This is a genomic window from Caballeronia sp. LjRoot34, assembly GCF_964253815.1.
In the GTDB taxonomy this organism is placed as follows: Bacteria; Pseudomonadota; Gammaproteobacteria; order Burkholderiales; family Burkholderiaceae; genus Caballeronia.
Genome location: NZ_CAXUSB020000001.1, coordinates 2,980,686 through 3,006,369, shown reverse-complemented (window position 1 = coordinate 3,006,369; position 25,684 = coordinate 2,980,686). Strand labels below are relative to the sequence as shown.

Sequence of the window (25,684 nt, the reverse complement as noted above, 5' to 3'; positions counted from 1 at the left end):
AGTACCGGTGAAGCCGGGGAACGCCGTTCGGGCGGACCCGGTCGAGGAAAGGGAGGCGTCGTTGTACAGAATCGTTCATGGGAAACACGGAGGAACATTGAAGCCTGACAGCGTGTTAACGAAACAAGAACGAATAGCCGAGCTGGCGAGAAACAACCCAGTGATGGCATTGCACACCTTGGCCTACCACATTGATTATGAGTGGGTCAAGTATGCGTATGACTGTACGCGCAAGGATGGCGCGGTGGGGGTCGACGGTCAGACCGGTGAGGATTACGCGGCCGATCTGGAGCAGAATCTGACCAGCCTGATCGACCGGCTCAAATCGGGCAGCTATCGGGCGCCGCCGGTCCGCCGTCATTACATCGACAAGGCGGATGGTAGTGGTCAACGCGGTCTTGGAATTCCCTCCTTTGAAGACAAGGTGGCGCAGCGTGCCATTGTCCTGCTGCTGGAGCCGATCTGCGAGGTTGACTTCAGCGACAGCTCGTACGGTTACCGCCGTGGACGTAGCGCGCACGATGCGCTGCAAGCGATCAGAAATGGGATAACGAAGAACGGTGGGCGATGGGTGCTGGATGTGGATGTCCGGAAATTTTTCGACAGCATCTCGCACGCCAGACTGAGAGAGTTTCTAGCCAGACGAGTCACGGATGGTGTAGTCAGAAAACTAATCGATAAGTGGTTGAAGGCGGGTGTCATGGAAGATGGACAGTTGTCTTTCTCCGAAACAGGCGCGCCACAAGGCGGTGTCGCTTCCCCATTGTTATCCAACGTCTTCCTGCACTATGTGCTCGATGAATGGTTTAGCGATGAGGTGCAACCACGGCTGAGGGGACCGGGCACACTTGTCCGTTTCGCGGATGACTGTGTGCCAAGAACGCGGGACCCGGAACATTGGAAATCGCGATGCTGCATTTGAGATGAGGGTGGGCCCCTCGGAGCCGGTCTGCAGGGACAGGCTCCAAACCACCTTAAGCTGCATGGGTTAAGAGTCCGTGTGGTGAGCGTTAAGGAAAAGGCAGGGCGTGACCCTGTCAGGTATGGATCATGAAGACGAACGCAAGTGAACCACTGATGAAGTGTCGAAAGCGTAGGGACGACGTCAAAACCGGGGGGGAGTCGTTAACCCGGGATCAGAGTGGGAGGCGACCTGTCTACTGCCCACTTGGCGTCCGGCATGAAGGTGGCGTGAGCTTGATCTAGGCTCAGATGTGGAACTTGGGAACCTGTCGCCTCGATGTGAAGGGAGCGACTCAAGCGGAGAACCCGCAAGAGTCTGAGTACCGATGCGAGGCACAGGGGCGGAGCAACCCGTATGAGCGACGAAGGTTCTGTAATAGAACTGGAGCAAAGGGGTTGCATTATCCGGCCTTGGACATTGGGCCAACTTGAAAGAGGATGAGCGCGATGGATGAGGCGAAACCGTTTTGTATTCCGAAACGCGCGGTGTGGGAGGCGTATAAACGCGTGAAGGAGAATCATGGTGCAGCGGGAGTGGATGGGCAGACCATCGCAGATTTTGAAGAGGACTTGAGTGGTAACCTCTATAAGATCTGGAATCGGATGTGCTCAGGCAGTTACTTTCCGCCGCCCGTGTTAAGGGTTGAGATACCGAAGGATAATGGTGCGGGCGTGAGGCCATTGGGCATACCCACTGTGTCTGACAGAATCGCCCAGACGGTCGGGAAAAACTATTTGGAACCGATTCTGGAGGAAATCTTCGATGAGGATTCCTACGGTTATCGTCCGGGTAGGTCGGCGAGGGATGCGATAGGCATGGCGCGTACGAGATGTTGGCGTCATGACTGGGTTCTGGAGCTTGACATCCGATCATTCTTCGACAATCTTGATCACGGCCTGCTTCTGCGAGCGGTACGCCACCACACTGATTGCGAGTGGGTGCTGTTGTATGTCGAGCGGTGGCTCAAGGCTTCCGTGCAACTGGAGGACGGAAGCACGGTGATGCGTGACAAAGGGACCCCACAAGGGGGTGTTGTCAGCCCGTTGTTAAGTAATCTCTTTCTGCACTATGTGTTCGATCGATGGATGCGGAAGCACTTCCCCGATATCCCGTTCGAGCGCTATGCGGACGATGCCGTTTGCCACTGTAAGACGTTGGTCCAGGCGCAGCAGTTGCGCGCCGCGTTGGAGCAGCGCTTTGCGGAATGTCATCTGGAACTGCATGCGCAGAAAACCCGGGTGGTGTACTGCAAGGACGATGATCGTCGGGGGACTTATCCTGACCACAGCTTTGACTTTCTGGGCTTTACGTTTAGGCCACGGCGCTCAAAGAACAGGTGGGGCAAGTTCTTCATCAGCTTTACTCCGGCGGTCAGTAACAAGGCTGCGAAGGCGATGCGACGCACGATGCGAAGCTGGGGCCTGCATAACAGGAGCGATAAGTCGATCGAGGATCTGGCAGGGATGTTCAACCCGGTAGCTCAGGGGTGGATTAACTACTACGGCAGATTCTACAAGTCGGCGCTCTATCCCACGTTGCGCCACCTGGACCTGGTGTTGGCCCGGTGGGCGGCGAAGAAATACAAAAAGTTGCGGGGCCACCTTCGGCGAGCCAGGCACTGGTTGGCGCGCGTAGCGCAAACCCGGCCTGGGCTGTTCGCTCACTGGAAGCTCGTGCAGCCGACGGTTGGATAATGGGAGCGGAGTGAGTCGAGAGGCTCATGCTCCGTTCTGCGAGAGCCTGAGGGTGCGATTCCCTCGGGCTACTCACCTTGTCATGCTGTTTGCATACAAGGACGACGCGCAGCGGGTGCTGGAGGTGCTCGGCAAGCGGCTTGGCAAATACGGGCTGGAGCTTCACCCGGATAAGACCGTCATGGTCGATTTCCGCTACAAGCCGAAGTCCGCGACGGATGAGGACGGCAAGGTGCTGCCGACCAGCTTCAGCTTTCTCGGGTTCACGCATGTATGGGTGAAGTCGAGGAAAGGCCGGCCGATACCTGGACAACTGACAGCGAAGGATCGCATGGCTCGCGCCAAGAAGGCGATCAATCAGCAGTGCCGGGTAATGCGGCACTGGTCGGTCCGGGACCAGCATCAAAAGCTCTGCAGGATGCTGAAGGGCCATTTCGCCTACTTTGGCATCAGTGGTAACTCGAAGCGCATTGGCGGGCTCCGGTTTCATGCCGCCGTCTGCTGGCGCAAGTGGTTATCGCGTAGGTCGTCCAAGAGCCGCATTCCATGGTCTGCCTTCAGAGAGATACTCAAAAGGTTTCCCTTGCCACGAGCTAGAATTGTGCACTGCTATACCGGACGATGAGCGAATCTGTACGATGAAGAACCTAGTGCCTTAATTGGGCTCGCTGGGGTCTGTGAGGGATGGGGACGGTAACGTCCCTGTCTACTCGGAAATTTGGTGCCGTACGCACCGAGCAGGCTGCGAACTTCGTCGTCGATGGTTTCCTTCGTCCAGGTGACGAAGTTACGCCAATGGTATTTGGCCTGCTTCCAGACGATCTCGATGAGATTGAGTTCGGGAGTGTATGGCGGCAGATAGAACAGTTGCATGCGATGCTCACGTAGCCAGCGCTCATGCACTTCAGGTTCAATGGCATGATGGATCGAAGCGTTGTCCAGTACCACCACGGTCGGACGCTCATCGCCCGGCTGGGCGATGAGCTCGAGGAACTCAATGACAGCGCCGCCTTTGATAGATGAGCTCGTGACATGGTGAGTCAACGCGTTGGCTCCGAAGTCGAGGGCGCCGAGCACCGAGCGCCTGCAATGCAAGCGTGGTTCGACACGATGAGGCAGCCCGCGCGGTGACCACGCTCTTTGCACCGGAGGCGAGGCGGCAAAGCCCGCTTCATCGAAATAGACCAGGCGTACTGCGTTGGCGCGAGCGGCACATTGCAGTTTTTCCAGGGTGGCTGATTTCAGCTCAAAGTCTTCCTGGTTGCGCTTTTTTTGAGCGAGAAACGGTTGCGCTTAAAGGAGAAGCCTTCCCGCCGAAGGGCGACCGACAAGGTTTCCAGCGCGCACGGCATCGGCTCTCCATGCAAGGCTTCGATGCGCTTGGCTATTTGTCCGAGCGTCATGGACTCCGTGCGTGCAACCTGCGTCGCAGTGGCCAGCATTGCTTCGGACAACGCGCGGGGACGACCACCTTTGTGGCCCGTGAGCAAGCCGCAAACCCCTTGCTCACGCCACGCATGCGCCCAGTTGTAAACGGATTGGCCGCTCACGCCAAGCTTGGAGGCTATCTCGGTCAGCTTGACCCTGCGTCCGAGCAACAGCACGCCTGCGGCCCGGGTGCGAGCGTCGCGATGTTTGTGATTCACGCACAGCTGTTGCAACGTTTGATCCTCGGCTTCGGTCAGCTCTACGACACACTTCATCGGTACCCCGGCGTAATGACGACGCCGAAAGTTAACAAAATTCAAACGCGTTTACCAGCAACACTTACAAAGCAAGAAAGTATCCTTTCATCATCAAATTTACATATAATATTGCTTTGCGCAAACGAATTACATGGCACGATCTGATTGAGAAAATCGGACTGAATAGAAATGCATATTTCGGATTTTTGAAATTAACCAACGATCAAGTCAAGCAAATCTCGACCGATGGAGGGGTGAATGAAAGTCTTTATCGATTAAGCCGGAGTATGCTGATAGGATACTTAGCGGAGAGAAAAAATTTGAATTCCGTAAATCAATTTTTAAAAACGATCTGGTGAAAACAGTGGTTATATACGCCACAATGCCGGTGGGTAAAGTGGTAGGGGAGTTTGAAATCGAAGAAGTGCTTTCGGAGCGCCCTAGCCAGTTGTGGGAGGCGACTAAGGCATACGCTGGCATAACTAAAGTGTTCTTTGAGCAATACTTTCACGGCAGAGATACGGGTTACGCCATTCGAGTAAAAACAGTCAAAAGATACCGCAGGCCATTGGACCTAGCAGGCTGCGGAAATACCTCACTCCGAAGTCACCCAAAAGGTCAGTTCAAACGTTGTTAGTAAAGCCCCCCAACTGAGAGAAGCGATGCGCGGCGCCGATACCTTTACCGAGAATCTATTCACCTTGCGTAAGCTGGAGGACTTTGTTCCAGCAGATCATCCGCTGCGCTCGATTCGCAAGATGGCCAACGCAGCGTTGGCCAAGATGGACCGCTTGTTTGCCGGGATGTACGAGGCTGATATCAAAGGTGGGCGGCCCAGCATTGCCCCGGAGAAGCTGCTGCGCGCGATGCTGTTGCAAGTGCTCTATAGCATTCGCTCGGAGCGCCAGTTGATGGAGCAGGTTCAATATAACCTGCTGTTTCGTTGGTTTATCGGGCTGTCGATGGACGATGCCGTGTGGGTGCCCACCGTCTTCACCAAGAACCGCGAGCGCCTGATCAAGCATGACGCGGTCATTGAGTTCTTCAACGAGGTTGTGGGCATTGCCGAGAAGAAGTGCTGGCTTTCCGGTGAGCACTTCAGCGTCGATGGCACGTTAATTCAAGCATGGGCCGGCCATAAAAGCTTTGTGCGTAAAGACGATGATCAGGATAGCGAAGACGGTGGGAACTTCAAGGGCGAGACGCGTAGCAACGAGACGCATGAATCGAAGAGCGACCCGGATTCGCGGCTGTATCGCAAGGGCAAAACGGCAAGCGAGCTACGCTACATGGGCCACACGTTGAGCGACAACCGCCATGGGCTGATCGCCAGTGCCGTGGTGACGCTGGCCGATGGCTATGCCGAGCGCGAAGCGGCCAAAGTACTGATCAACGATGCCCGCCAGGCGCTTGGCGATCCAACGCGCGAGATCACGCTGGGGGCAGACAAAGGCTATGACGCCGCAGAGTTCATCAAGGCTTGCCAGGAAATGAACATCACGCCTCACGTGGCACAAAACAAGTCAGGCCGCCAGTCGGCAGTGCCCGAGTCAATCGCCGGGAGTGCGGGCTATGCGGTGTCACAGCAAAAGCGCAAGCTCATCGAACAGGGTTTCGGCTGGGCCAAGAGCATCGGCGGTATGCGCCAGGTGATGGTGCGCGGCTTGAAGAAGGTCGATCAGATGTTCGTGCTGACGATGGCCGCGTACAACCTCGTGCGCATGCGCACCTTGGGACAACTCCGTGCGTTGCAGCCGTAGTGAACCAAAAATGCGCAAGAGAACGTCATAAACAAGTCCGAAAACCGAAATTAACCGGTCCATATTCCAAACTATGAGAAATCCCCCGCTGAAAATTCTGATCACGCTCATGGCTCAGTAAAGTCGGCCTGTATTTCCGCAGCCTGCTAGACAGCATTGTCCCCAACGGAATTGCACCGCAATCGTTTCGGTATCTACCTGCCGTTGCATTGGTGCAATAGGGTCGGCGCAGCAGGGGCTCAGTCTGCCTCGCGGTATAAGCGGAAGTTGCTTTCGCTCAGCCGCATAATTTGTTGTGCCATATGCTGTACACGCTATGTGCTCGTTGAGCCCCGCGCCGACTAAAACACAATCTAGAGGGTCAATAGATGAACGAATTTTGGGGCTTGCTACCGAAAGGGGGCGGCGGTTGGTTCTTACTGGCTGCCAGCATATTCATCTACCCTTTGGTCACTGCATCTATCCGAGATCGCATATCCAAGCCTGCAGCATCATGGCTCGGCAGAAGCGCCCTATGGCTGGTTACCTCGGGGTTCCGTACGAGCCGAGATCGTTTGTTTCGTGATGTGGGGCAGCGAAAGATCGAGCCGGCAGGCGCGACCATATATGTTCTTCTTACCTTCGTCGCCGCTGCTTGGTTTGGATATTCTGTTTCCATGTACCAAAACGTAGACATGCTCGACGGTTCGTATGAGCAACGGGTCAATGTGATGACCCCCGAGGAACTTGCAATTGAAGGAAAACAAGTTCGAGAAGAACGAGCGAGACTTGGGCGATTGCTAGCGGTTGGAAACTTCGGCTTAAGTGGAGTCATGTTGTTGCTCATATTTTCTGCGTCAGTACGCCGCAAGATCGTGGCCAACTCTGTAATGCGATTTGAACACGTATTAGCCATCTGTCTGCCTCGGCTGTCAATACAAGAGGAGCGCGAAATGCGCGCATCATTCGCAATGATCGGCTCCTATGAAGACTATTTACGAATCGTCGCCTATTTGTTTGCACTGGCAACCTCGGATAAAGGCACGCTTGAGCTGGCGACGCCTACTAGCGTGCCTGTCGATCCGACGGATTGAGCTTTGTAAAGTCACAACGCCTTTCCGATAGAGATATTAGCCAAGTCGGGCAACGTCCGGGCACGCCGACCAGGCCGCCGTTGGTCAGGTATGTCAAACTGCCGCGCCACGGCTTTGGCGAGCTTATCGTCTGCTTCCGGCTCATGCGCGCCTTGTAGCCGCGCGATTGACTGCTCCTGTACTTTTTTTCGCAGGAACGACAACACGTCGTCTTCCAAAAACACCCAGGCGCGGCCGATCTTCGCGCCCGCTAATTCGCCCGTTCCGGCGATCTTCAGTACGGTATTGCGATCGACCTTGAGCAGGTCCGCGCATTCAATCAGGTCGTAAGTTTTCGTTGTTTGCCTGCTCGTTGTGTAGCGATTGCCTGAAACGCGGCCAGCGTCTCTGCTGCCCTGAATCCACCGGCCGTTGCGACTGGCCTCGGTGCCACGCCAGAAATGCACCAAAAAATATCGAGCCTTTTCCGCTCACTCATCATCCGGAATTTCTCAACCCGGCCTTGGCGTTCAAGTTCCGCAAGCGTGATGTCGACAAGTTTCATGCTCGTTTGCAGCGCCCGCACCAGCATGGTCTTGGGCTGATGACTGAGTTCCAACGTCGCCGTGATTTCGTCCCGCAAAGTTGCTTTGTCGCGCACGATTTGTATATGCCCGCGTGCATCGAGAAGAGTTGTCGCGCGAGCTGGGTTATCAATTTTCCATCTCATGCTGAATCTCCTGATCGGACCCATTCGTCGTGCATATCTGTTGGTCGGTTGATCTGAATAAAGTGTCCGAGCAGCAGGGCAATCGGAGCCGCAATAATCCATAAGCAGAGGAACATCTTCAACGCGAGGATCATGCGCCGTCTCCTTCTTCCACTTGGTCAGGATGCCGAGCGATATCGATCATTTCGCGCAGGCTTTTCCAGCCCTCGAAGCTCTCTTTGGATGTGAAGGTCAGCGTAACTAAATCGAAGTACGACGAGCTCGTAGCGTTGCGTTCTAGCCAGTCGATTCGATCGGTGTCATCCTCGTCCTGGGTCGCGACGCTCGCGACCGGATGCGGCGCTTCCAACACCGCGCGAAGGTAGATCGGCCAGAACGCATCTACATCAGGGGTTAACGTCTTGTCCGCTTTCAATACTGCGGTACAAGCTTGCGCATGAATGATCAACAGGTCTAGGTTGGCGTATGACATGAGGTCCTCAAATCGACGCTGGCCGCAGAGCGCTGTCGAGTACGGTTAAGGGATCAGTGGCCGGCGTCACCGGCCACCAGTAAAGCGGATATCTCGAAGCGGCAGGACTAGTCGAGGTAGAAAGGAAGCTCTTGCAGTGCTTCAGCGACCGTGTAACAGCTTGAATACAACTCAAACATTGCCGAGCGCTCTTTACCTGTGAATTCGCGGAGTGTCTGACTTCTGGCCCGCGCCATCCATTGTTCAAAAGCACCGGGGCGGATGTGTTTAGCGTAATGAGTCGGCCCTGAACAATTGATTTTGCTCGCTGCGAGTTGAGTCACGATAGGGACTTGCAAGCGAGTGTGTTCAACAACAAGGCCAGCATAAGGGCGTAAAAAAACCGCAGCGTCCTGAGGATCATGCGCAGGTTGTGGCCGGCACCGCACAGTACCGCGTGCATCGCATCGCCCAACGCGCCTTTGAGCCAATTACGATCGAGTTTGCCATCCGCTTTCATGTGACCGATGGCCGGCTCGATCGCGCTACGCCGCCGGATCATCGCCCGTAGCCCACGCGTGATGCCACGCCTCAAACCAGGGTGGTAAATCTTTACGCCGTCGAGCGCGACGCCCTTGTAACCCCGATCCACAATCGCCACTTCCGGACTGACATCGCTAAGGATTGCCGCCTGCTCCAAAGCCTCAGCCAGCGTGTGCCCATCGTACGGATTGCCGGGCATTGAGCGCGCGCCGACTACCAGCCCTTCCTTGTGAGTCGTTGTGATCGATACCTTCACGCCAAATTCATATGGTATGCGAACCTTTCCTTTGGCCAGGCACTCGACTTCCGGTGCGTGCAGCGCGTACAGCTTGTTCTTGTCCTTGGGCTTCTGCGACAGAATCCGCTTCGTACGGGCAATCAGTTCCAGCAGCGCAGTGCGACCCGAGTCCGACGCTCGGTCGACTTGCCGTTCGACATCGCGCATCACCCGGCCCACACGCGAGCGCAGCGTACGCAACGTCTTTCTCATGCGCTTGTACTGCTTGGCGTGCGCGTAGCGGCCAATTTGCAGTGCCAGGCGTGGCGCCTCGCGGTTGTAGTTCTGTCTGAGCTTGAGTCCGTGGCGCGCGGCGGCTTTGACCAGATGTTCACGGCACCGCTCGAGCAAGCGTGAATCGGTTGGATGGGCAATTGCCTTGGGCATCACCGTCGTGTCGACGATCACGCGCTTCACGCTCGACGCTTTGATCACGCCTGCACGTTTGGCCGCTTCGATCGTCGCCGCCAACAGTTCTTCAACACCTGCTTCACCAAGGCGCTTGCGCCAGCGTGTCAGGCTCGAAGGATCGATCGGCGGCTCGGTTTGCAGGAACGTCTCGCCAGTGAAGACTTGCCAATAGGGGTTCTCGACCCATTGCCACACGACGTCCTCATCAGACAGGTCAAATGCGTGTTGCAGATAGAGCAGGCCCGCGATCAAGCGCGGTGATGTCGCGGGTCGTCCGGCACTGGACACGAAGCTCTCACTCATCGCTGTGCCTAGTCGCTCCCAATCGATCAAGCCGGCCAAGCGCACCAAGGGATGCTTCAAATTGATCTGCTCAAGCAGCGGTTGGCGGAAGAAATCTCGCTCTGTCACACGTGCTTTCGGACCCATTCGGACCTCGCCAGAATTTGCAGGGTTTCGTGCATTAATATGCCCGTCTCCTGCAATTCCAGCAATCCGGTTTCGCCCTTAAACGCCCGTCAGTAAAGGCTTTGGCGATTGTTCAAGGCCGACTAATGAGCTTGCCGAGGCCGTCAATCAAATGGTCGCGGGTGGCATGGACGTGGATCGAGCGCTCGACTTCGCGCCACTCGTGGCGAAGTTCTCAGTGGGTCAGGGCGCGACCAGCGTCGAGACGGCGAAGATGATTCAGTCGTTGCAGCAGAACGCGAAGATTGAGGATCTGGCCACGATGAGCAAGGCGCTCGAAGCGATTGCGTTCCTCGGCAAGGCGGGTTCTATCGAGTCGGCGGACATGGCGCGATGGTTTCCGGTACTGCTTGCGGAAATGCAGAAGCTCGGGATCACCGGTGAGGACTCGGTCACGCAGCTCGGCGCGATGCTGCAGGTTCAAATGAAGACGGCCGGCAACGCGGACGAAGCGGCGAACAACCTCAAAAACTGGTTTTCAAAGATCGGATCCAATGAAACAGCCGCGAACTATAAGAAAGCCGGCGTCGACTATGACGCAAAAATGCAGGAAGCCATCAACAAGGGTTGGTCGACCCTCGAGGCTTCCTTTGTTCTGGCCCGTGCGTATATTGAGCGCACCGATCCAGCGAAAGCAAAGCAGCTCGCCAACGCGGCGCAGAGCATAAACGGCGAGGCGGATCCGGCGAAGCGTAAAGCGCAAATCGCGGCGTTCGAGGACACCATGAAAACGGGTGATCTCTTCAACGATATGCAGGTTAAAGCGGCCTTGACTGCTTATCTGCAGAACGCGGATATGTATCAGCAGCTTAAGAAGGACTCGGCGCAGGCCAGTGGCGAGATCGCGAAGGACTTGGCGGATCGTCGCGATGCGTCGAAGCAGGTCTGGAGCGAAGTGACGCAGCAGTGGAATGACGCCATGCGTAGCATCGGCGACGCGTTGCGCCCTGTAACCGATCTTGCGGGGCAGGCCGCAAAAGCGACGGGCGAGGGTCTTGCCAAGATCACCGATTCAGCACCGAAAGCGACACTCGCTGTTGCAGGCGTCGCCGCATCCTTTATCGCTTATCGCGGTGCAAAGTCACTTTTCCAGATCGGCCGAGGTGCGATCGACGTTGCGCGGGGTGTTGCCCTTGTCGGTCGTCGCGGTACTGCAGGCGCGGGTGGCGGCGGTGTGGTCAGCCGAGTAGCACAAGCGATGGGTGGTGCCGTTGCCGGCGGCGTTCAGCGGGTGTTCGTTGTGAACTTCGGCAGCGGGGGCTTGGGCAGCACTGTAGGCGCGACCCCTGCTGATCGTGGCGCTCGTGACAGCGGCGCAAGGGCAGCAGGGCGTGCAGCGAGGGGCGCAGGGACGGCGGCAAGGTCAGCAGCTAATGCGGCGGGTACCGCGGGTGCAACTGCTGCCGGTGGCGGTTTAGCCGCAGCGCGGCGTGCCGCGAACGATGCGCGGGTACCGGCGAGGCCCGAGGTGGGTGGGGCTGCACAAGGTAGTACGACAGGAGCGGGACGCGCAGCGAACGGTTCGGCTGGCGGGGCGGCCGCTGCGGGGCGGGCAGCAAATAATGCACGGTTAGCGGCCCGGACCGCAGTGGGCGCAGCCGGTGCCGGCGCTGTCGACAGCGCGGCAAATGGTGCAGCGAACGTAGCGACGCAGGGTGGACGGTTTGCGCGGCTAAGCACGACCGCTCGCGGACTGGTCGGCCGGGTTATGCCGTACGCCGGCAAGCTGGCGATGGCGGGCACTGTGCTTAAGCTCGGTATGGCGGCGACGAACGCATATGGCGTCGCTACCAGCGATGAGGGTCGTGCGGAGAAGGCGAAAGGCTTTGGCGGGATAGCTGGCAGTCTGGCTGGTGGCGTGTTGGGTGCCAAGGTGGGAGCCGCAATCGGTGCGTTGGGTGGCCCGATCGGTGTGGCGATCGGTGGCCTCGCCGGTGGCGTTGTGGGAGCGTACGCGGGTGAGAAAGCGCTTGGTGCCGTGTCGAAATGGGTGTTTGCAGAAAAGCCTGCGCTGAAAGATCCGGCCGCGTCAGTAACGCAGACCAGTGAGGTTTCGCAGGCAGCGTTGGTTAGTGCGCTGGCGAAATCGGCGGCACCGGTCAAGCCGCTTGGTGCCGACAAGCCGGTCATGAAGATCGATCAGACAAACACTTTCGCGCCGGTGTCCCACGTCCAGGTGAACGGCGAGCCAAGCCGCGAAGCTGCCGACCGATTCCTTGATCAGGTCTCGCCACGGCTTCAACGGATGATGGCCGATCAGGCCGCGAAAAATAACCGCTCGTCGATGTTTGACTCGGCGCACAACTAGGGGGAAGCGTGGATTTCATGACACAACTCACCCAGGCGGCCACGCAGTCGAGTATCGGAACGGAGCGTGTGCGGCAGATGGTGCGGGTCGAGGAGCGCAATCGACCTGCAAGTAAAAACACTGTCGATGTCCTGCAGAAACTTGCGACAGGGAACCTGCAAAACGCCGGCGAGTTGCTCTCGGGTGCGAGTAGTGCGTTGTTGGTCGCGGGTGATCTGAGTCCGAAAATCGGTGCGGCCACCCGCAGCTTCAATGCCGTGCAGTCGTCGATGAACAGCGTCTTGTCGATGGCAAACTCATCGACCCATCCGTTGGTCAAGTCGATGGCTGATTCGGTGAACACGGCACTCGGAGATGTTAAATCCAAGTTCAATGCGCTGGCCGGTATCAAAGATACGCCGGCTCCGGCCGCGCTGGCGAAGTCGACGAGCTCGGGCCAGATGTTCTCTGGATTGGTTAGCGGCGCGTCCTCCGCGACGCCGCACCTGATGACGCTGAGCTCGGACAGTGGCGATACGTTTCACTTCAACCTCTCGACCGCTGCATTCGACAAATTGCGGCGCACGACGAAATACAAGGTCGCCTCGCAAGAGCGGTTGAATCGTCAGGAAGCGCTGCAGGCGGTGAGTCAGGGCGGCGAAACCATCACGCTGTCGGGCGTTGTCTTTGCGGCCCTTGGGCCGGGCGCTAAACAGCTCGACGCGCTGCGATCAATCGGCGGCAAGATGGTGCCGCTGCAGCTCACGACCGGATACGGCGAGGTGCTCGGCCGCTGGTATCTGCAGGGCGTCGATGAAGAACAGGAGGCGCTGATGTCGGATGGCGCACCACGCAAACAAACCTTCAGCCTGGAGTTCGGCCGCTATGGCGAAGACTATAAGAACCTCTGACGGCGATATTCTGGACGAGATCTGTTACGCCTATTACGGGACGTTGCCCGGCATGGTCGAGGCGGTTTATTCGGCGAATCCGGGCCTCGCCGCGCACGATCAGCCGTTTGCTTCGGGCATCGCTATTACGCTGCCCGACGTCGACGCACCGCGCGACGAATCCGTGCAGCTTTGGAGTTAGGTCGATGCAAGCAATTTTTCAAGTGATCGCCAATGGCGACGACATCACCAAGACGATTCAAGACCGTATCTTGCGGATTCGCACGGTTGACAAACCGGGCCTTGAATCCGACTCCTGCGAGATTGAACTCGATGACCGGGACGGGAAGATCCAGTTTCCTCCGAAGGGAGCAATGCTGCGGATATCGCTTGGTTGGCAGGGTGAGGGCTTGGCCTTCCTCGGTGAATATGCCATTGACGAAATCGCGCTCAAGGGACCGCCCGCATCGGTGATCATCCGAGGTAGACCCGCCAACCTGCGCGCGACGTCCAAAACCCATCGCTACGGCAGTTGGGAGAACGCCAAGCTGGCGGATATCGTCGGAGACGTAGCCCGGCGCAATAAGTGGACACCGGCGTGTGGCATCGACGTAGTGGTGCCACGTGCCGACCAGTTTGGCGAGAGTGACCTGCATTTCATTACGCGCCTTTCTCGGCAGTACGGGGCGACGGCCACGATCAAGGCGGGAAAGTTGATCGTCGCCGCGCGTGGCGCAGGCAAGAGCGCGAGCGGCCTGCCGCTTGCAACGATCACGCTCACGCCAAGCCAGTTGCTCGACTACACGATCACCTTCCCGGATCGCGCGAACTTCGTTGCGGTTCGGACGAAGGTGCACGACGTCAAGACCGGCAAGAAGATTGACTTGGTTATTCCGAACCCGGACGCGCCGGCCGGAGCCTCGGCAGTGCACACCGAGCGGCACGCATTCGCCAGCCCCGAAGCTGCCAAAGCGGCGGGTAATGCCCGCCTGCAGAAGCTCAATCAACATACCGCGAAGAGCACGATGGTGATGCAGGGGCGTGCTGACTTCGCGGCGGAGGAAACGGTCGCTCTTCAGGGCTTCAAAAAGGAGGCAGATGGCGATTTCCTGATCGATTCGGTCACGCACACCTATTCGGGCCGCAGTTGGGAAACAGAGGTCGAGCTCAACGCGGGCAACAAGGGCAAGGCGAAGGTCGGTCATGGCAAAAAGCCGGCCAAGAAAATTAATCTAATTGTTCCATCGGCCGGTAATTAAAGCCGTTGTGCCGGACGGTCAGTCGTGTTCATGCCGATGGTTCAAGTTTCGCCATGTCCGCACAAACTCCGCGTCGTCCCAATCATCTTCCTCGGTATTACCGCTATTCCTTGGCCGATATAACGCAAGCAAGAAGGAAATTCCGACGATCACAGCAATTATGAAGATCACTTTAATAATCATTTCGCATCCCAGACTGATCAAAGGAAGCGTTTGTCGGCTTCCTTAAATGACATAAGCAAGAACAGTGTCCTCACGTAGTGGGGGTATTCCCTAGATCACTGGCCGCCCTAAGAGGTGGTTTTTTTATGGCCGCTCCGATCGTTCATCGGCGCGGCCATTTTTTATGGAGGCTGCTTTTGAACGAAAACCTCAAGTATTCCGAGCAAGGGATGGCGCTCACTCAGGACGCTGAGACGCTCTACCTCTTTTCCTACCCGGATCCCGCCTCGCCGTTAGCGAGGGAATTGCAGCGTCGTGGCTTATGGCAGGCGACCCTACGCGGGCAGCCAATCGCGTCCGGCTTGCTCACGTTGACCGGTGCGCCGTGGACGGGTGGGTGGGGGCATACAGGCCCCGAGATGCACTACGGAATGAGCTTCTCGCGCGAGCAAGCCGTGACGTGGCTACGTCAGGACGTGGCGAGTGCGGAGGCAACGGTCAAGCGTCTGGTGCGTGTCGAGCTCACTCAGGAAGAGTACGACGCACTCGTCGACCTGGTGTTCAACATCGGCAGCGGCAACTTCGACACGTCGACGCTATTGCGCAAGATCAACGCCGGTGACACGGAAGGCGCGATCGCCGAATTCGCGCGGTGGAACAAGGCCGGCGGTGTCGTGCTGGCGGGGCTGGTGAAGCGCCGTGAAGCCGAGCGCGTGTTGTTCCTGCTCGGCGCGAATCATCTGCGGAGGGCCGCATGAAAAACGATGCTCTTGTCCGGCTGATCTACGCGTACGTGGCCGTCTATATCGCGGTGTCGTCCTTCGCTGCGCCGTGCTCGGCAACGTCGCTGATGCTCGTGCGCGATGGCTTCTGGGGATACGCCGTGACGTGTGGTATGGGTGCGCTCGCGGCTGTCTTTGCGGTCGACGTCGCGATCAACGATTGGTTGCCGCAGAAGTATGGCTTCCATTGGGCGAAAGCTCAACGGCACCGGCTGTATGCGATCACGGCCGGCGCATACATCACGCCGCTCTTCGCGGCGAGTGCGTATTTCGTCAATGCTGCACAGCTCATTTTTTACATCGGCATGGCGTCTTTCGGGCTTGTTCTGGGCTATCGAGAGGCGCGAGCAAAACGGGGGGGTACGTGCGCCGAATGATCGTCTGGGTGTGGGGAGTAACGGCGCTGCTCTGGGCGGCCGCCGCGTATGCGATGAGCCGGTCGGCAAGCGACGCGGTCGTGGTCGAGCTGGAGAGTATTCCGGTGGCCTCGTTGGGACTCGCGGTGATGCTGGCCTTGATCGGAGGGACCGCGAGCACGTTTCAGCGTCTCGCATCCAGCGACCCTCTGGTGCGCCCGATCGCGGTCGAGGTCGGTAGCGTCATCACGGCTTCGGTTGTGGCGGGGCTGGCTGCGTTTTTCTTTTGCATGTGGCGCGAGTGGCCAGCGCCGCTCACCGCGCTCGTGATTACGTTGTCGAGCTGGGGCGGCAAGCGCGTGCTCGACCAGGCCCTCGACGCGTGGGTGCGAAAAATCCAAGGAGAGAGCGCATGACGGAAATAACGGGTCGCCTCGCGGCGATCGCGGCCGGCATTGCCGCGATCGCATTTGCCGCGCTTAGTGTGTGGTCCTACGTCGAATTGCGTGCGCTGCGAACGGAGCACACCGATACCGAGCGGCAGCTCGCCACCAAAACGGAGAGCAACGGCGTGCTCAAGTCGCAGCTGGCCACCTCGCAAGCGGACCTGGCCGTGATGACCGACGCGGCTGGCAAATCGTCTGCGTCGGTCGTCCTCTTCGCGTCCCAGGTCAGTGCTGCGCAGGCGGCCGCGAGAGAGGCGAAAGCGAGGGCTGTGCAGCAGTCGGCCGGCTATCAGAAACAAATCGATGTGCTCACCGAGCGTATCGATCATCCGAGCAATCAACCGGAGACTTGCGATGCGGTACTCGATCGTTTGCGCAGCACTTTGTAACGTCCTTCTGCTTATTCCCGGCTGTGGGACTGCACCGGTCGAGCGGCCGATCTCGGCTGTCACGCACACGCAGGTCGTCGAGACGTATGTAGCCGTGCCGGTGCCGTGCATCGATGCGGTGCCGGCGTCGCCGCTATTTCTGTCCGACGCGGATCTGCTGGTCGGGCCGAACGGCTCGACCGTCGACCGGATCTGGCGGGACCACTTGCTGCGGAAGCAATCATCGAAATGTTGTGCAAAACATTTTGACGAGCTGATCAATCTTGACCGCGTCGTGCAGCATCACCTCGAGGAGTTTGTGCGCCAGTTCAAGTGGGCACTCAGCAGCCGGCAGGTGTTCAAGTGGTTGCAGGACATGCGGCCGGAGACGCTCACCGACATTCAGCGCGCAGCTCGCTTCTATTACCTGCAGCAAAATTGCTTTGGCGCGAAGCTGGAGGGGCAGTCGTTCGGTACGGCGACGACGACACCACCTGGCTTGAATCTGTTGCGGCTCGAGGAAACGTTGTCAGCGGCGCACCTGCGGCTCGCTGCCACGTTCATCGAACGACTCGACTGGAAGGCGTGCATTGACCGCTGCGATCGTCCACACATGCTGTTCTATCTGGATCCGCCGTATTGGGAAACAGAAGGCTACGGCGTGCCGTTTGAGTATGCTGAATACGTCGCGATGGCAGCACGCCTCCGGACACTGAAGGGCAGAGCGATCGTCAGCCTCAACTATCATCCGGACATTCGGCGCGCGTTCGAGGGTTTCCATATCGAAACGGTCGATATCAAGTACACCGTCGGCGGCGGTGGCCGGGAGGCGGCTCGGAATGAGTTGATTATTTTTAGTTGGAATGACGCAGCGGAACCGGCCGGGCTTTTCTAGTCGATCAGAATGGAGAGCCTGCTTTCGCGGGCTCGCTTTGTGCGTTACACGGGTGCATTTCACGGAGACCGTCGCGGAAGCGCGACGGGAGGTGTCGGCGTCGGTTTGGGTAGAATTGCGGTGCCCATGGGAGGAAACATGAGAGACGGTCGGCCCCCTATTGAAAGTCGTGATCTTTACGTGCTCGTTGAGACGTTGCTCAATCAAGCCAAGCACGATTCTTTTAATGATCCTATTAAATTAAGTGCGGAGATAGATACAGTCATATGGCTTGCAGCGCAGCTATACGGCGAGGATTTCTTCTCAACTAGCACACTTGATCTTGCAAGGTCTCTTTTGCGCATGGGTCGTCGAGCTACTGCATTACAAGAGGTGAAGAGCCTTCTCGTGCTGCGAGGAGCGCTAGAGGTTTTTGGGCATTAGGATTGCTGGCGCCATCCGGAACGACGGAGGAAGTGTGACGTCCAGCGCCAATAAACTTGCGATTCAGAATTTTTTCGTGAGGCTGCGGCCGTTACAGGAGCGCGCGAAAGACTTTGTTCCCGAAGACTTCGCAAGCTTGTGCACGGACGTAGGGGCGATGCTCGCAGACCTTAGGCAAGTATGCGAAAACGATAGCGAGGTGCTTAGTTCGTTGGCGATCGCGCAGATACTTCTTTCAATGGGGCATCCCGAGCTAGCACTTGTGAAGATACGAGCGATCCTTATTCTGAGGGGAGCTTGACCGAGTACTCGGGATCAGCGACCGCTATTCCCGCGAAAAAACTCCCGCGAGGCGGGAGCTGCATTGGGCGAGAGGTGAGCCGCTGCAAAGGACAATGCATACTATCCATTGTTGAATTCGCGGCATAGCCCTGCGACTGAAACACAGCATTTCGCAGCACGGTTGTACTTTGAGAAGGTCGCACAACAAGTTTAGCTGGAAAGGTTTGGCTACAGAGTGATGTCGCTCGTGGGTTACGTGCACCTGTCGGCATCCTGTTGCCTTTGAGAAGTGGCCAAGCGCAGCCAATCGCGATCGTCACTGATCGGCCGCGAGCGGAGGGGCGGCAGTGGTCGTGTCAGTGTTCGACCATCGTGTGTCGCGGAAGGCTGATAGTAAAAACGCACCCCGTGTCGGGGATATCGCGAACGCTGAGAACGCCGTCGCTTGCTTCAACGCTTCGGCGGGCGATCGAAAGCCCCAATCCGAGGCCGGTTCTATCAACGCCGTTTTGCCTGAACGGCTCGAACATGCTTTCTACATCGCCGGTGGACAAACCGCCGCAATGGTCTTTCACGTCGATCAGGATGCGGTCGGCAACTGCGTACGCGTCAAGGGTTACTTCGGTGTCGGGATGAGTGAACTTGAACGCGTTTTGCAGCAGGTTTCCAAGCGCCGAGAACAGCAGATCCCGATTCGCACATACGGCCAATCGTGCGTCGACGTCTGAAACCGCGAACGCACACCCGCGAGCCTGAGCCCCGAGGCCCGCAGCCTGTTTGATCTCTTGGATGAAGTCAGCCAGCGAGAACGTCTCCGGCGGTGTTGCGCTCCCGGCTGTCAACCGCACGTCTGTTAGTGAATCGTCTATCAGATCACGCATGCCATCCATACTGCGCTCCAACACTGATCCCGTCGCGCCGGACAAGTTTAGATTCCCAGCCTTCGCCGCACCAAAAGCGAGCGTTGCGGTTTGGAGAAAGTTGCGTAATTCGTGAGCGAAAAATCCTAATCGTTCATTCATCTGCGTGGCGTACTTGTCCGCCGCAACTGAATCGCGCTGATAACTGAACTCCGTCACTGCGTCCGCTATTGCATTGTCCAGGCAGCGGTTGAGTGTTCGAAACTCGTCTATTTGGAAGGGCGCGTCACGTTCATACGCAAGATCGGTAATTGCCTGACAAAGGTCTCCATAATCGTGGACAACCTGGTCAACCGAAAATCCGAGTTCCAGGAGTTGTCGTCCGTGTTGAGAAGCGGAGTTTCCAATCGCCGAAAATGAGGACTCGCCGCCTGCCGGCCCCGAGATTTTACGACTATCCATGGGCTCCGCCGTCTGTTCAACACGAAGCGTTAGAATAAGTTGATCAAGAAAAAGCGGCACGCCGTTCTGCAGTTGCTGCGCGGTTGCCCCTCTGGCGGGCCTGTGCGCAACTTTTATTCGACACCGCTCGATAAGATCATCACGATTATTTGAAAGGAATTCATGCATCATGGCGCATTACCTCCTTTGGTCGACTGCAATGGGCAGACCGCCTGCGGGTCCCGATGAGCGGTTCGTTTGAGCGATGTGAACTTAGCTCATAGTTTACTGTATACCCTTCCTGAGAAGCCTCGAAGTTTGCCGCGGTCGTGCGGCAGTCTGGACGTCTGCAGTAGGGAAAATCGAAGATCTGCAGAGCCGCGGAGCGGTCCTTGGAAGTTAGCAGGTGGCGCACGGCACTGGCTTGATGAGCGGTTAATCTGGGCGGCTAATGCTTTTAATTCATGAATTTAAAAGAAAGTGAGCAGCCCGCAAAGTCGCTTTGGTCTGTGCGCGATAGCGTGCGTCGGCCAATGGCAGGAGGTGGCGCACGAGCAGTCGCTTATAGTCTTGTCTGTACCCTTCATCTCTGGAGCGACTGCAGTCTCAGCATTTTTGTGAGAAAGCCCAGGAACGGAAAATGTCGGGAAGCGCTGGTAAATTCAGTGATTGGTCGTCATTCTTGCGTATGTCCTCGTGGATCGCGCGCGGGAGTACCGATCAACATGTATCTGCCGTATCGGGTCACCTTCGCTGGAGTCTGGACCAACAAACATGCCACACTCAAAACAGTTGATTAGCCCAGCAGCACGAATCCACCTACTTTGCTATTTAGTGGCGAGTGCGCTCGCATCGCACGCTTTGACGAAAACATGGCGTGTCGAGTACGTGGTTGAATCGGCACGCATCTGGCTGGCTAGAAACATGATGTGGGCGAGTTGGCTTGACCGATTGATGCTAGGGCAAATGGCGCTAAAGTTGTCCCGCGAGTACCTGACCGCTTCCCACACAGTACGTCAATCGGATGCGCTTACGCTGTTCACGAACGAGTTGACGCTGAACTATCAAAGCCCACTGGTTGGGCACATCTGGCAAAGGTGCAGCGATGCGCTGGAGGCTGGTTCTTACCGGGCCGGCGCATAGCGGCCATGAGCCGCCGGTCGACGACGGCAGTTCAATCGTCAACAATTTGCAACCATAGCCACCGCAATGCCATCCGAAATATGTGGGGACCGCCGTTATCGCCGTGCAGATTTTGCGCTGTGCCGTAACGACCAGACGCAATGGGCATTGGCTGCACGCCACCAGCCTAGGGGGATGAGTCTGTACCGGACTGAAGGCCCGTCGCTATAGTGCTCAAAAGGAGGGGCAGTTTGATAGGTTTTACGAGGTGGTGATCGAACCCCGACCTGATTGATTCAGCCCGCTCAAAGGAAGATGCCAGCGCGGTGGCAGCTACCAGTAGCGGGAAAGGTGTGAATTGCAAGCGCCGGATCTCCCGTGCCACCGCGCGTCCATCCATGCGAGGCATCTGGATGTCAAGAACAACGACACCGGGCTGCCACGCGCGATATGCGTCGAGCGCTTCGACGCCGTCTCCGGCCGTTTGAATGTCGTAGCCTTGCGCATTGAAGAATAATGCATATGCGTCTAGCAGGTTCGGGTCGTCGTCCGCGATAAGCATGCGCATTGCGTTTTCAGCAGGCATCGGATCCTCCAATCGCGAACTCTTCGAACAGCAATTGCCAGGCCCGATTGGGACGGCGCAATTAGTTTGCGTGTGGCGACGGATTCCGCAAAAATGAATTGGATTGACTCGTTTCGGACTTCGGGGCACGTATGCGACTGGCTGACTTCATCCTGCGCGACATGGAAACCATTCTGGTGCAGTGGGAGGCGTTCGCCAGTACGTTATTGCCGGCAGCAGCCAATATGCAGTCACTGGCCTTGCGCGACCATGCGCAACAGATTCTGGAGGCCGTGGCAAAAGACTTGTCGACCTCCCAGACAAGCGAGGCCCAGTTCGAAAAATCGATCGGGCAGGCGCTCAAGCCGGCCGGGGCACAGGAAACCGCCGCGCAATCGCATGCCCTTCTGCGCGCGCGAGGTGGGTTTGACATTAACCAACTGGCTGCCGAGTACCGAGCTCTGCGCGCCAGCGTGCTCCGCCTATGGATGGATGAGTATCGGCCCGACGCCGCCCATCCAGAGGACATCATCCGCTTCAATGAGGCCATCGACCAGGCAATCGCCGAATCGATTGCCCTTTTCAGTGCGCAGGTAGACCAGGCTCGTAACCTGTTGCTTGGAATGCTGGGCCACGACATGCGCAGTCCGCTCCAGACTATCCAGACGACAGCTTCGTACCTCGCAGCGTTGAATGCCGGTGAGAAAGTGTCGGTAGCTGCTTCCCGACTAATCAGAAGTGGCGGGCGTATGCAGGCGCTGCTGGACGACATGCTTGATTTCAACCGAACCAGGCTGGGTTTGGGCGTCAATATCGCGCCAACCGAGGGAGACCTGGCAAAACAATTTGCCGATGAATTGGACCTGTTGCGGGCAGTACACCCGGACCGGAAGCTTGAGCTTGACATCGTTGGCGACTGCCAAGGCGTTTGGGACGGCCGGCGCCTGCAGCAGTTACTTGGTAATCTCGTTCTGAATGCGATCAAATACGGATCGCCCGACGCGCCGGTGCGTGTGACACTGACGGGGGAGGGAGCGGAAGTCCTTCTGGAGGTGAAAAACAGCGGAACCGCCATTGAACGTTCAACCCTCGACCGGATCTTTGATCCGCTGCAACGTGGCCCGAACTATCAGGACAGAAATAACGACAGCAGTCTGGGGCTGGGGCTGTATATCGCGCGAGAGATTGCCAAGGCCCATGGGGGCGGCATCGAAGCGCGCTCCGACGAGACGGAAACCGTGTTCGTTGTACGTCTACCCCATCGTCAATAGCGTTCGCGAGATACGCATCGATCGCCGGTCGGCGTGCTTTGAATACGCGCACAGACGGAACTAGGGTTCGGGACTACGCAGCGAAGTCTTTGCGGATCCCCGCCTTTTGCTTCACTGACAGCAATCGCGTGGCTAGACAAGTTCCGGGATGTTCGCTTTCGCTAAACGCATCTGGCTGCTTCGGGTCTACGGTCTTTCGAAGGCAACGAGCGGCGTTGGCCACGTATGTGGAGTGGTTAATATGAGTGGTTAATCTCGGTAAGTAATTGAATTAAGAGGAATGGTGACGGCCTGCAAAGCCGTTTAGGCCGGTTCGACTCCGGCTCGCGCCTCCAGGATTCAAAGAAAAAGCCCTGACTTGTCAGGGCTTTTTCTTTGTCTGTTGATCTTCCATCTATGGAAACGGGTCCTCGGAAGCGGTCCCCTCTATCCACTAGACCGAACTTTTACTAATCGATTAGCCGAAACCCACATCAGTATTGGGTTGCGGCTATTTTTGAAAGGTAAATGTAGCCATGTAAATTCATGTTTTATCCTTGTTTTTTTCGTTAAATATGCTTTACTTGGTGTTCATGTATATCGAACATGTCCCCAACCGCAACTCACCGCCCGCGATCTTGCTGCGCGAGTCCTATCGCGACGGCAACAAGGTCAAGAAGCGCACCCTCGCGAACCTGTCGTCGCTGCCCACTGAAGTGATCGAAGGCTTGAAGGTCCTGCTTCGCGGTGGCGTCGCGGTGTCGTCGGTCGATGAGGCCTTCGTGATCGAACGCAGTTTGCCGCACGGGCATGTGGCTGCCGTGCTTGGCGCGGCGCGCTCCTGTGGAGCCGAGCAGTGGTTCGCGGGGGCGCCCGCGCCGCTGCGCAATGTGATCATGGCGCTGCTGGTGGCGCGCGTCGTGTCGCCCGCCTCCAAGCTCGCCACCCATCGCATGTTGCGCGAGGAGAGCGCAACCCACTCGCTATCGCGCCTGCTGGGACTCGTGGACGTCGAACGCGAGCAGGTCTATGCCGCACTTGACTGGTTGGGCGAGGCTCAAGAGGGCATCGAGAAGCGGCTTGCCAGGCAGCATCTGGGCGGCAGTACGCTGGTGCTCTACGACCTCACTTCCACGTGGGTGACCGGACGCCGTTGCGAGCTCGCCGCGCACGGCTACAGCCGCGATGGCAAGCGTGACGACCCACAGATCGTGTTCGGTTTGATCTGCACGTCTGAAGGATGTCCGGTGGCGGTCGAAGTCTTCGCCGGCAACACTGCCGATCCGGCCACCGTGGCGCCTCAGGTCGCAAAGCTCAAAGAGCGCTACGGGATCGACAAGCTCGCCTGGGTGGGCGACCGGGGCATGCTCACGCAAGCCCGTATCGATACGCTCTTGCGCCCGGCCGGCCTGGACTGGGTGAGCAGCCTGCGCGCCCCGCAGATGGCCGCGCTCGCCCGCGAGAAGGGACCGTTCCAGCCCACGCTGTTCGATGAGCGCAACCTGCTCGAAGTGACGAGTGAAGCGTTCCCCGGCGAGCGGCTGGTAGTGTGCCGCAATCCGTTGTTGGCCGAGGAACGCACCCGCAAACGCGAGGCGCTGTTACAGGCCACCGAACAGGAACTGACCCAGATCGCCGAAGCGACCACGCGCGTACGCAACCGGCTCAAGGGCATCGAGGCAATTGCCTTGCGCGTGGGCCGTATCATCGATCACTTCAAAATGGCCAAGCACTTCGAATTGAACATCACCGACTCGGGCTTGAGCTGGCAGCGCAAGACCGAGCAGATCCAGCAAGAGGCCGCGCTTGATGGTCTGTATGTTGTGCGTACGAGTTTGCCGGCAGCGGCTCTGTCAGCCGAGGCGGCTGTGACGGCCTACAAGGGCCTGGCGGTCGTGGAGCGGGCCTTCCGTTCGCTGAAGACGGTTGATTTGCAGGTCCGTCCGATATTCCATTGGAATGCCGAGCGCGTGCGCGCGCATGTCTTTCTGTGCATGCTCGCTTACTACGTCGAGTGGCACATGCGCGAGAAGTTAAAGCCAATGCTGTTTGACGATGAATACGTCGAGCAAGCGCGCGCGGTCCGGCCTTCGCCCGTGGCCAAGGCGCAACGTTCGGAACAGGCGAAAGCCAAGGACGCCTCCAAGCTCACCGAGGATGGCTTGCCGGTCCACAGCTTTCGCACCTTACTCGACGACTTGGCTACGCTTACCTACAACGTCTGCCACACGCCGCTCAATCCAGACGCCAAGATCATCATGACCACTCGGTCCACGCCCATTCAAGAAAAGGCCTTCCGCCTTCTGAATGTCAACGCTGCTTGTACCCAGTAGCCGTCCTGCGCTCGCACGCATAACATCACGAAATCAATAGCTTATGTTTGCGATCGAGTCAAAGTTCGGACTAGAAAAACGTGCAAAACCACGCGTAGATCGGCTACCTGGCCGTTGATGCGAGTTTTGCTGCGAGGCGTGTCGACAAAAAAATCGAGTCCTTCAGCGATGTGGGAATACCCCATCCTCCGCAATGGCTTGCTGCCGACGCCACTTTCCTAGAGTTTTGCTTGTCCCGAAATCGACCCATGCTACGTTGTAGACGAATAAATTCGACTTTTACCATCTAAAACTTGAAGTTGATTTTGCATATGGTTTGGATTGGTCGTTATTACGCAACTACCTTGACCGGCTGCTTAGCAAGGCCTTCCAAACTAGGTGCTGGCAGTTGGCGCTGACGCGGCTGTATAACCGATGTGCCAAGAATATATTCAATCGCATCGCGCACATTCTTGATAGCGTTGTCCGCTTCCCCTAAACCGCCGATGATGTGAGAAGGCGACGCCTACGTAAGGCGAATCCCGGCATTTTTCGCGAAGACTTGGTCGAGCGTCGCGCCTGGCCGCTCGCTTACGGTAAAAAAAGACCGCCCAATGGCGGTCTATCTTTTGCGCTTGCTGATCCAGCGATGGGTGCTAGTTAGCGCGCTGGCTCCAGGGAAAGGAACTCTGTGCTGTTTCATCGGGTGCCTTTGCTGGCGTCCACTTTCTGCTTGATGGACGAGAACGCCTTTTGTGCGGAGACGGAGATTTGTCGTTTCCCGCGCTTTAGCGCTGCGACCTCTGATTTCCTCAGCAGTACGGAACCCGAGGAGGTACTGGGCTTCGTCGGCCGTGAGCGCAGCCGGCTCGATTCCGAAAGTTTCGCGGATGACAGTGTGCCAAGAACGCGGGACCCGGAACATTGGAAATCGCGATGCTGCATTTGA

At 57.5% G+C, this 25,684-nt stretch carries 25 protein-coding genes and 1 pseudogene; 17 read left to right on the top strand and 9 right to left on the bottom strand.

Going from position 1 to position 25,684, the window contains the following annotated elements; genetic code table 11:
* Positions 1–97: 97 nt before the first annotated feature.
* The 3 genes from ACSQ36_RS13485 (at position 98) to ACSQ36_RS13475 (ending at position 3,283) form a co-directional block, all read left to right on the top strand.
* A complete protein-coding gene (locus ACSQ36_RS13485) occupies positions 98–922 on the top strand; it encodes a reverse transcriptase domain-containing protein (protein WP_436182248.1) in 825 nt (274 codons plus the stop codon).
* Positions 923–1,410: 488 nt separating this feature from the next.
* Complete coding sequence (gene ltrA, locus ACSQ36_RS13480; RefSeq protein ID WP_436182230.1) at positions 1,411–2,658, top strand: group II intron reverse transcriptase/maturase; 1,248 nt, start codon at positions 1,411–1,413, stop codon at positions 2,656–2,658.
* 82 nt (positions 2,659–2,740) lie between these two features.
* A complete protein-coding gene (locus tag ACSQ36_RS13475) occupies positions 2,741–3,283 on the top strand; it encodes a hypothetical protein (RefSeq protein ID WP_436182247.1) in 543 nt (180 codons plus the stop codon).
* On the opposite strand, the gene ACSQ36_RS13470 is transcribed toward ACSQ36_RS13475, so the two are convergent.
* Positions 3,268–3,879 carry an IS630 family transposase gene (locus ACSQ36_RS13470; RefSeq protein ID WP_436183170.1) on the bottom strand — a complete coding sequence of 204 codons (612 nt, stop codon included), beginning with the start codon at positions 3,877–3,879 and terminating at the stop codon, positions 3,268–3,270. The two genes, ACSQ36_RS13475 and ACSQ36_RS13470, sit on opposite strands and share 16 nt — an antisense overlap.
* A 20-nt stretch (positions 3,880–3,899) precedes the next feature.
* Positions 3,900–4,361 carry a helix-turn-helix domain-containing protein gene (locus tag ACSQ36_RS13465; protein WP_436182246.1) on the bottom strand — a complete coding sequence of 154 codons (462 nt, stop codon included), beginning with the start codon at positions 4,359–4,361 and terminating at the stop codon, positions 3,900–3,902.
* Between the two features lie 256 nt (positions 4,362–4,617).
* Between ACSQ36_RS13465 and ACSQ36_RS13460 the strand changes: the two genes are divergently transcribed.
* From ACSQ36_RS13460 to ACSQ36_RS13450, 3 genes are all read left to right on the top strand, one after another.
* Positions 4,618–4,980: an ASCH domain-containing protein gene (locus ACSQ36_RS13460; RefSeq protein WP_436183169.1), complete on the top strand. Its 363-nt coding sequence runs from the start codon at positions 4,618–4,620 to the stop codon at positions 4,978–4,980.
* A 25-nt stretch (positions 4,981–5,005) separates the two neighbouring features.
* Positions 5,006–6,103 carry an IS5 family transposase gene (locus ACSQ36_RS13455; protein ID WP_436182245.1) on the top strand — a complete coding sequence of 366 codons (1,098 nt, stop codon included), beginning with the start codon at positions 5,006–5,008 and terminating at the stop codon, positions 6,101–6,103.
* A gap of 368 nt (positions 6,104–6,471) precedes the next feature.
* Positions 6,472–7,176, top strand: a complete 705-nt coding sequence (locus ACSQ36_RS13450) for a hypothetical protein (RefSeq protein WP_436182244.1) — start codon at positions 6,472–6,474, stop codon at positions 7,174–7,176.
* An 11-nt stretch (positions 7,177–7,187) separates the two neighbouring features.
* Here the strand turns inward: ACSQ36_RS13450 and ACSQ36_RS13445 are convergent, their stop codons facing one another.
* The 5 genes from ACSQ36_RS13445 to ACSQ36_RS13425 form a co-directional block, all read right to left on the bottom strand.
* Positions 7,188–7,496, bottom strand: coding sequence for a helix-turn-helix domain-containing protein (locus tag ACSQ36_RS13445; RefSeq protein ID WP_436183168.1), 309 nt, complete (start codon positions 7,494–7,496; stop codon positions 7,188–7,190).
* Complete coding sequence (locus ACSQ36_RS13440; protein WP_436182243.1) at positions 7,496–7,885, bottom strand: hypothetical protein; 390 nt, start codon at positions 7,883–7,885, stop codon at positions 7,496–7,498. The genes ACSQ36_RS13445 and ACSQ36_RS13440 overlap by 1 nt, the downstream gene beginning before the upstream one ends.
* Complete coding sequence (locus ACSQ36_RS13435; RefSeq protein WP_436182242.1) at positions 7,882–8,019, bottom strand: hypothetical protein; 138 nt, start codon at positions 8,017–8,019, stop codon at positions 7,882–7,884. Before ACSQ36_RS13435 ends, ACSQ36_RS13440 begins: the two co-directional genes overlap by 4 nt.
* The gene (locus ACSQ36_RS13430; protein ID WP_436182241.1) at positions 8,016–8,357 is read right to left on the bottom strand and encodes a hypothetical protein; all 342 of its coding nucleotides are present in this window, start codon (positions 8,355–8,357) and stop codon (positions 8,016–8,018) included. Before ACSQ36_RS13430 ends, ACSQ36_RS13435 begins: the two co-directional genes overlap by 4 nt.
* Before the next feature lie 319 nt (positions 8,358–8,676).
* Entirely contained in the window at positions 8,677–9,996 is a 1,320-nt protein-coding gene (locus ACSQ36_RS13425; protein ID WP_436182240.1) for an IS5 family transposase, read from the bottom strand.
* Positions 9,997–10,120: 124 nt separating this feature from the next.
* Between ACSQ36_RS13425 and ACSQ36_RS13420 the strand changes: the two are divergent.
* The 9 genes and pseudogenes from ACSQ36_RS13420 to ACSQ36_RS13380 form a co-directional block, all read left to right on the top strand.
* Positions 10,121–12,343: pseudogene (locus tag ACSQ36_RS13420) on the top strand (phage tail tape measure protein); the annotation flags it as partial.
* Between the two features lie 8 nt (positions 12,344–12,351).
* Complete coding sequence (locus ACSQ36_RS13415; RefSeq protein ID WP_436182239.1) at positions 12,352–13,233, top strand: phage tail protein; 882 nt, start codon at positions 12,352–12,354, stop codon at positions 13,231–13,233.
* On the top strand, positions 13,208–13,414 hold the full coding sequence (locus ACSQ36_RS13410; RefSeq protein ID WP_436182238.1) for a tail protein X: 207 nt from the start codon (positions 13,208–13,210) through the stop codon (positions 13,412–13,414). The genes ACSQ36_RS13415 and ACSQ36_RS13410 overlap by 26 nt, the downstream gene beginning before the upstream one ends.
* A 4-nt stretch (positions 13,415–13,418) precedes the next feature.
* Positions 13,419–14,471 (top strand): phage late control D family protein, encoded by a 1,053-nt coding sequence (locus ACSQ36_RS13405; RefSeq protein WP_436182237.1) that lies wholly within the window; start codon positions 13,419–13,421, stop codon positions 14,469–14,471.
* 359 nt (positions 14,472–14,830) lie between these two features.
* On the top strand, positions 14,831–15,391 hold the full coding sequence (locus ACSQ36_RS13400) for a lysozyme (RefSeq protein WP_436182236.1): 561 nt from the start codon (positions 14,831–14,833) through the stop codon (positions 15,389–15,391).
* Positions 15,388–15,792 (top strand): hypothetical protein, encoded by a 405-nt coding sequence (locus tag ACSQ36_RS13395; RefSeq protein ID WP_436182235.1) that lies wholly within the window; start codon positions 15,388–15,390, stop codon positions 15,790–15,792. The genes ACSQ36_RS13400 and ACSQ36_RS13395 overlap by 4 nt, the downstream gene beginning before the upstream one ends.
* Complete coding sequence (locus ACSQ36_RS13390) at positions 15,789–16,187, top strand: phage holin family protein (protein WP_436183167.1); 399 nt, start codon at positions 15,789–15,791, stop codon at positions 16,185–16,187. Before ACSQ36_RS13395 ends, ACSQ36_RS13390 begins: the two co-directional genes overlap by 4 nt.
* Positions 16,184–16,606: a hypothetical protein gene (locus ACSQ36_RS13385; protein ID WP_436182234.1), complete on the top strand. Its 423-nt coding sequence runs from the start codon at positions 16,184–16,186 to the stop codon at positions 16,604–16,606. Before ACSQ36_RS13390 ends, ACSQ36_RS13385 begins: the two co-directional genes overlap by 4 nt.
* Positions 16,572–17,480: a DNA adenine methylase gene (locus tag ACSQ36_RS13380; protein WP_436182233.1), complete on the top strand. Its 909-nt coding sequence runs from the start codon at positions 16,572–16,574 to the stop codon at positions 17,478–17,480. The genes ACSQ36_RS13385 and ACSQ36_RS13380 overlap by 35 nt, the downstream gene beginning before the upstream one ends.
* A 1,061-nt stretch (positions 17,481–18,541) precedes the next feature.
* On the opposite strand, the gene ACSQ36_RS13375 is transcribed toward ACSQ36_RS13380, so the two are convergent.
* Complete coding sequence (locus ACSQ36_RS13375; RefSeq protein WP_436182232.1) at positions 18,542–19,678, bottom strand: sensor histidine kinase; 1,137 nt, start codon at positions 19,676–19,678, stop codon at positions 18,542–18,544.
* Between the two features lie 1,117 nt (positions 19,679–20,795).
* The gene (locus tag ACSQ36_RS13370; RefSeq protein ID WP_213766730.1) at positions 20,796–21,194 is read right to left on the bottom strand and encodes a response regulator; all 399 of its coding nucleotides are present in this window, start codon (positions 21,192–21,194) and stop codon (positions 20,796–20,798) included.
* Between the two features lie 131 nt (positions 21,195–21,325).
* Between ACSQ36_RS13370 and ACSQ36_RS13365 the strand changes: the two genes are divergently transcribed.
* Positions 21,326–22,444: a sensor histidine kinase gene (locus ACSQ36_RS13365; RefSeq protein ID WP_213766729.1), complete on the top strand. Its 1,119-nt coding sequence runs from the start codon at positions 21,326–21,328 to the stop codon at positions 22,442–22,444.
* A gap of 572 nt (positions 22,445–23,016) precedes the next feature.
* Positions 23,017–24,756 (top strand): IS1634 family transposase, encoded by a 1,740-nt coding sequence (locus ACSQ36_RS13360; protein ID WP_436182231.1) that lies wholly within the window; start codon positions 23,017–23,019, stop codon positions 24,754–24,756.
* Positions 24,757–25,684: the final 928 nt, after the last annotated feature.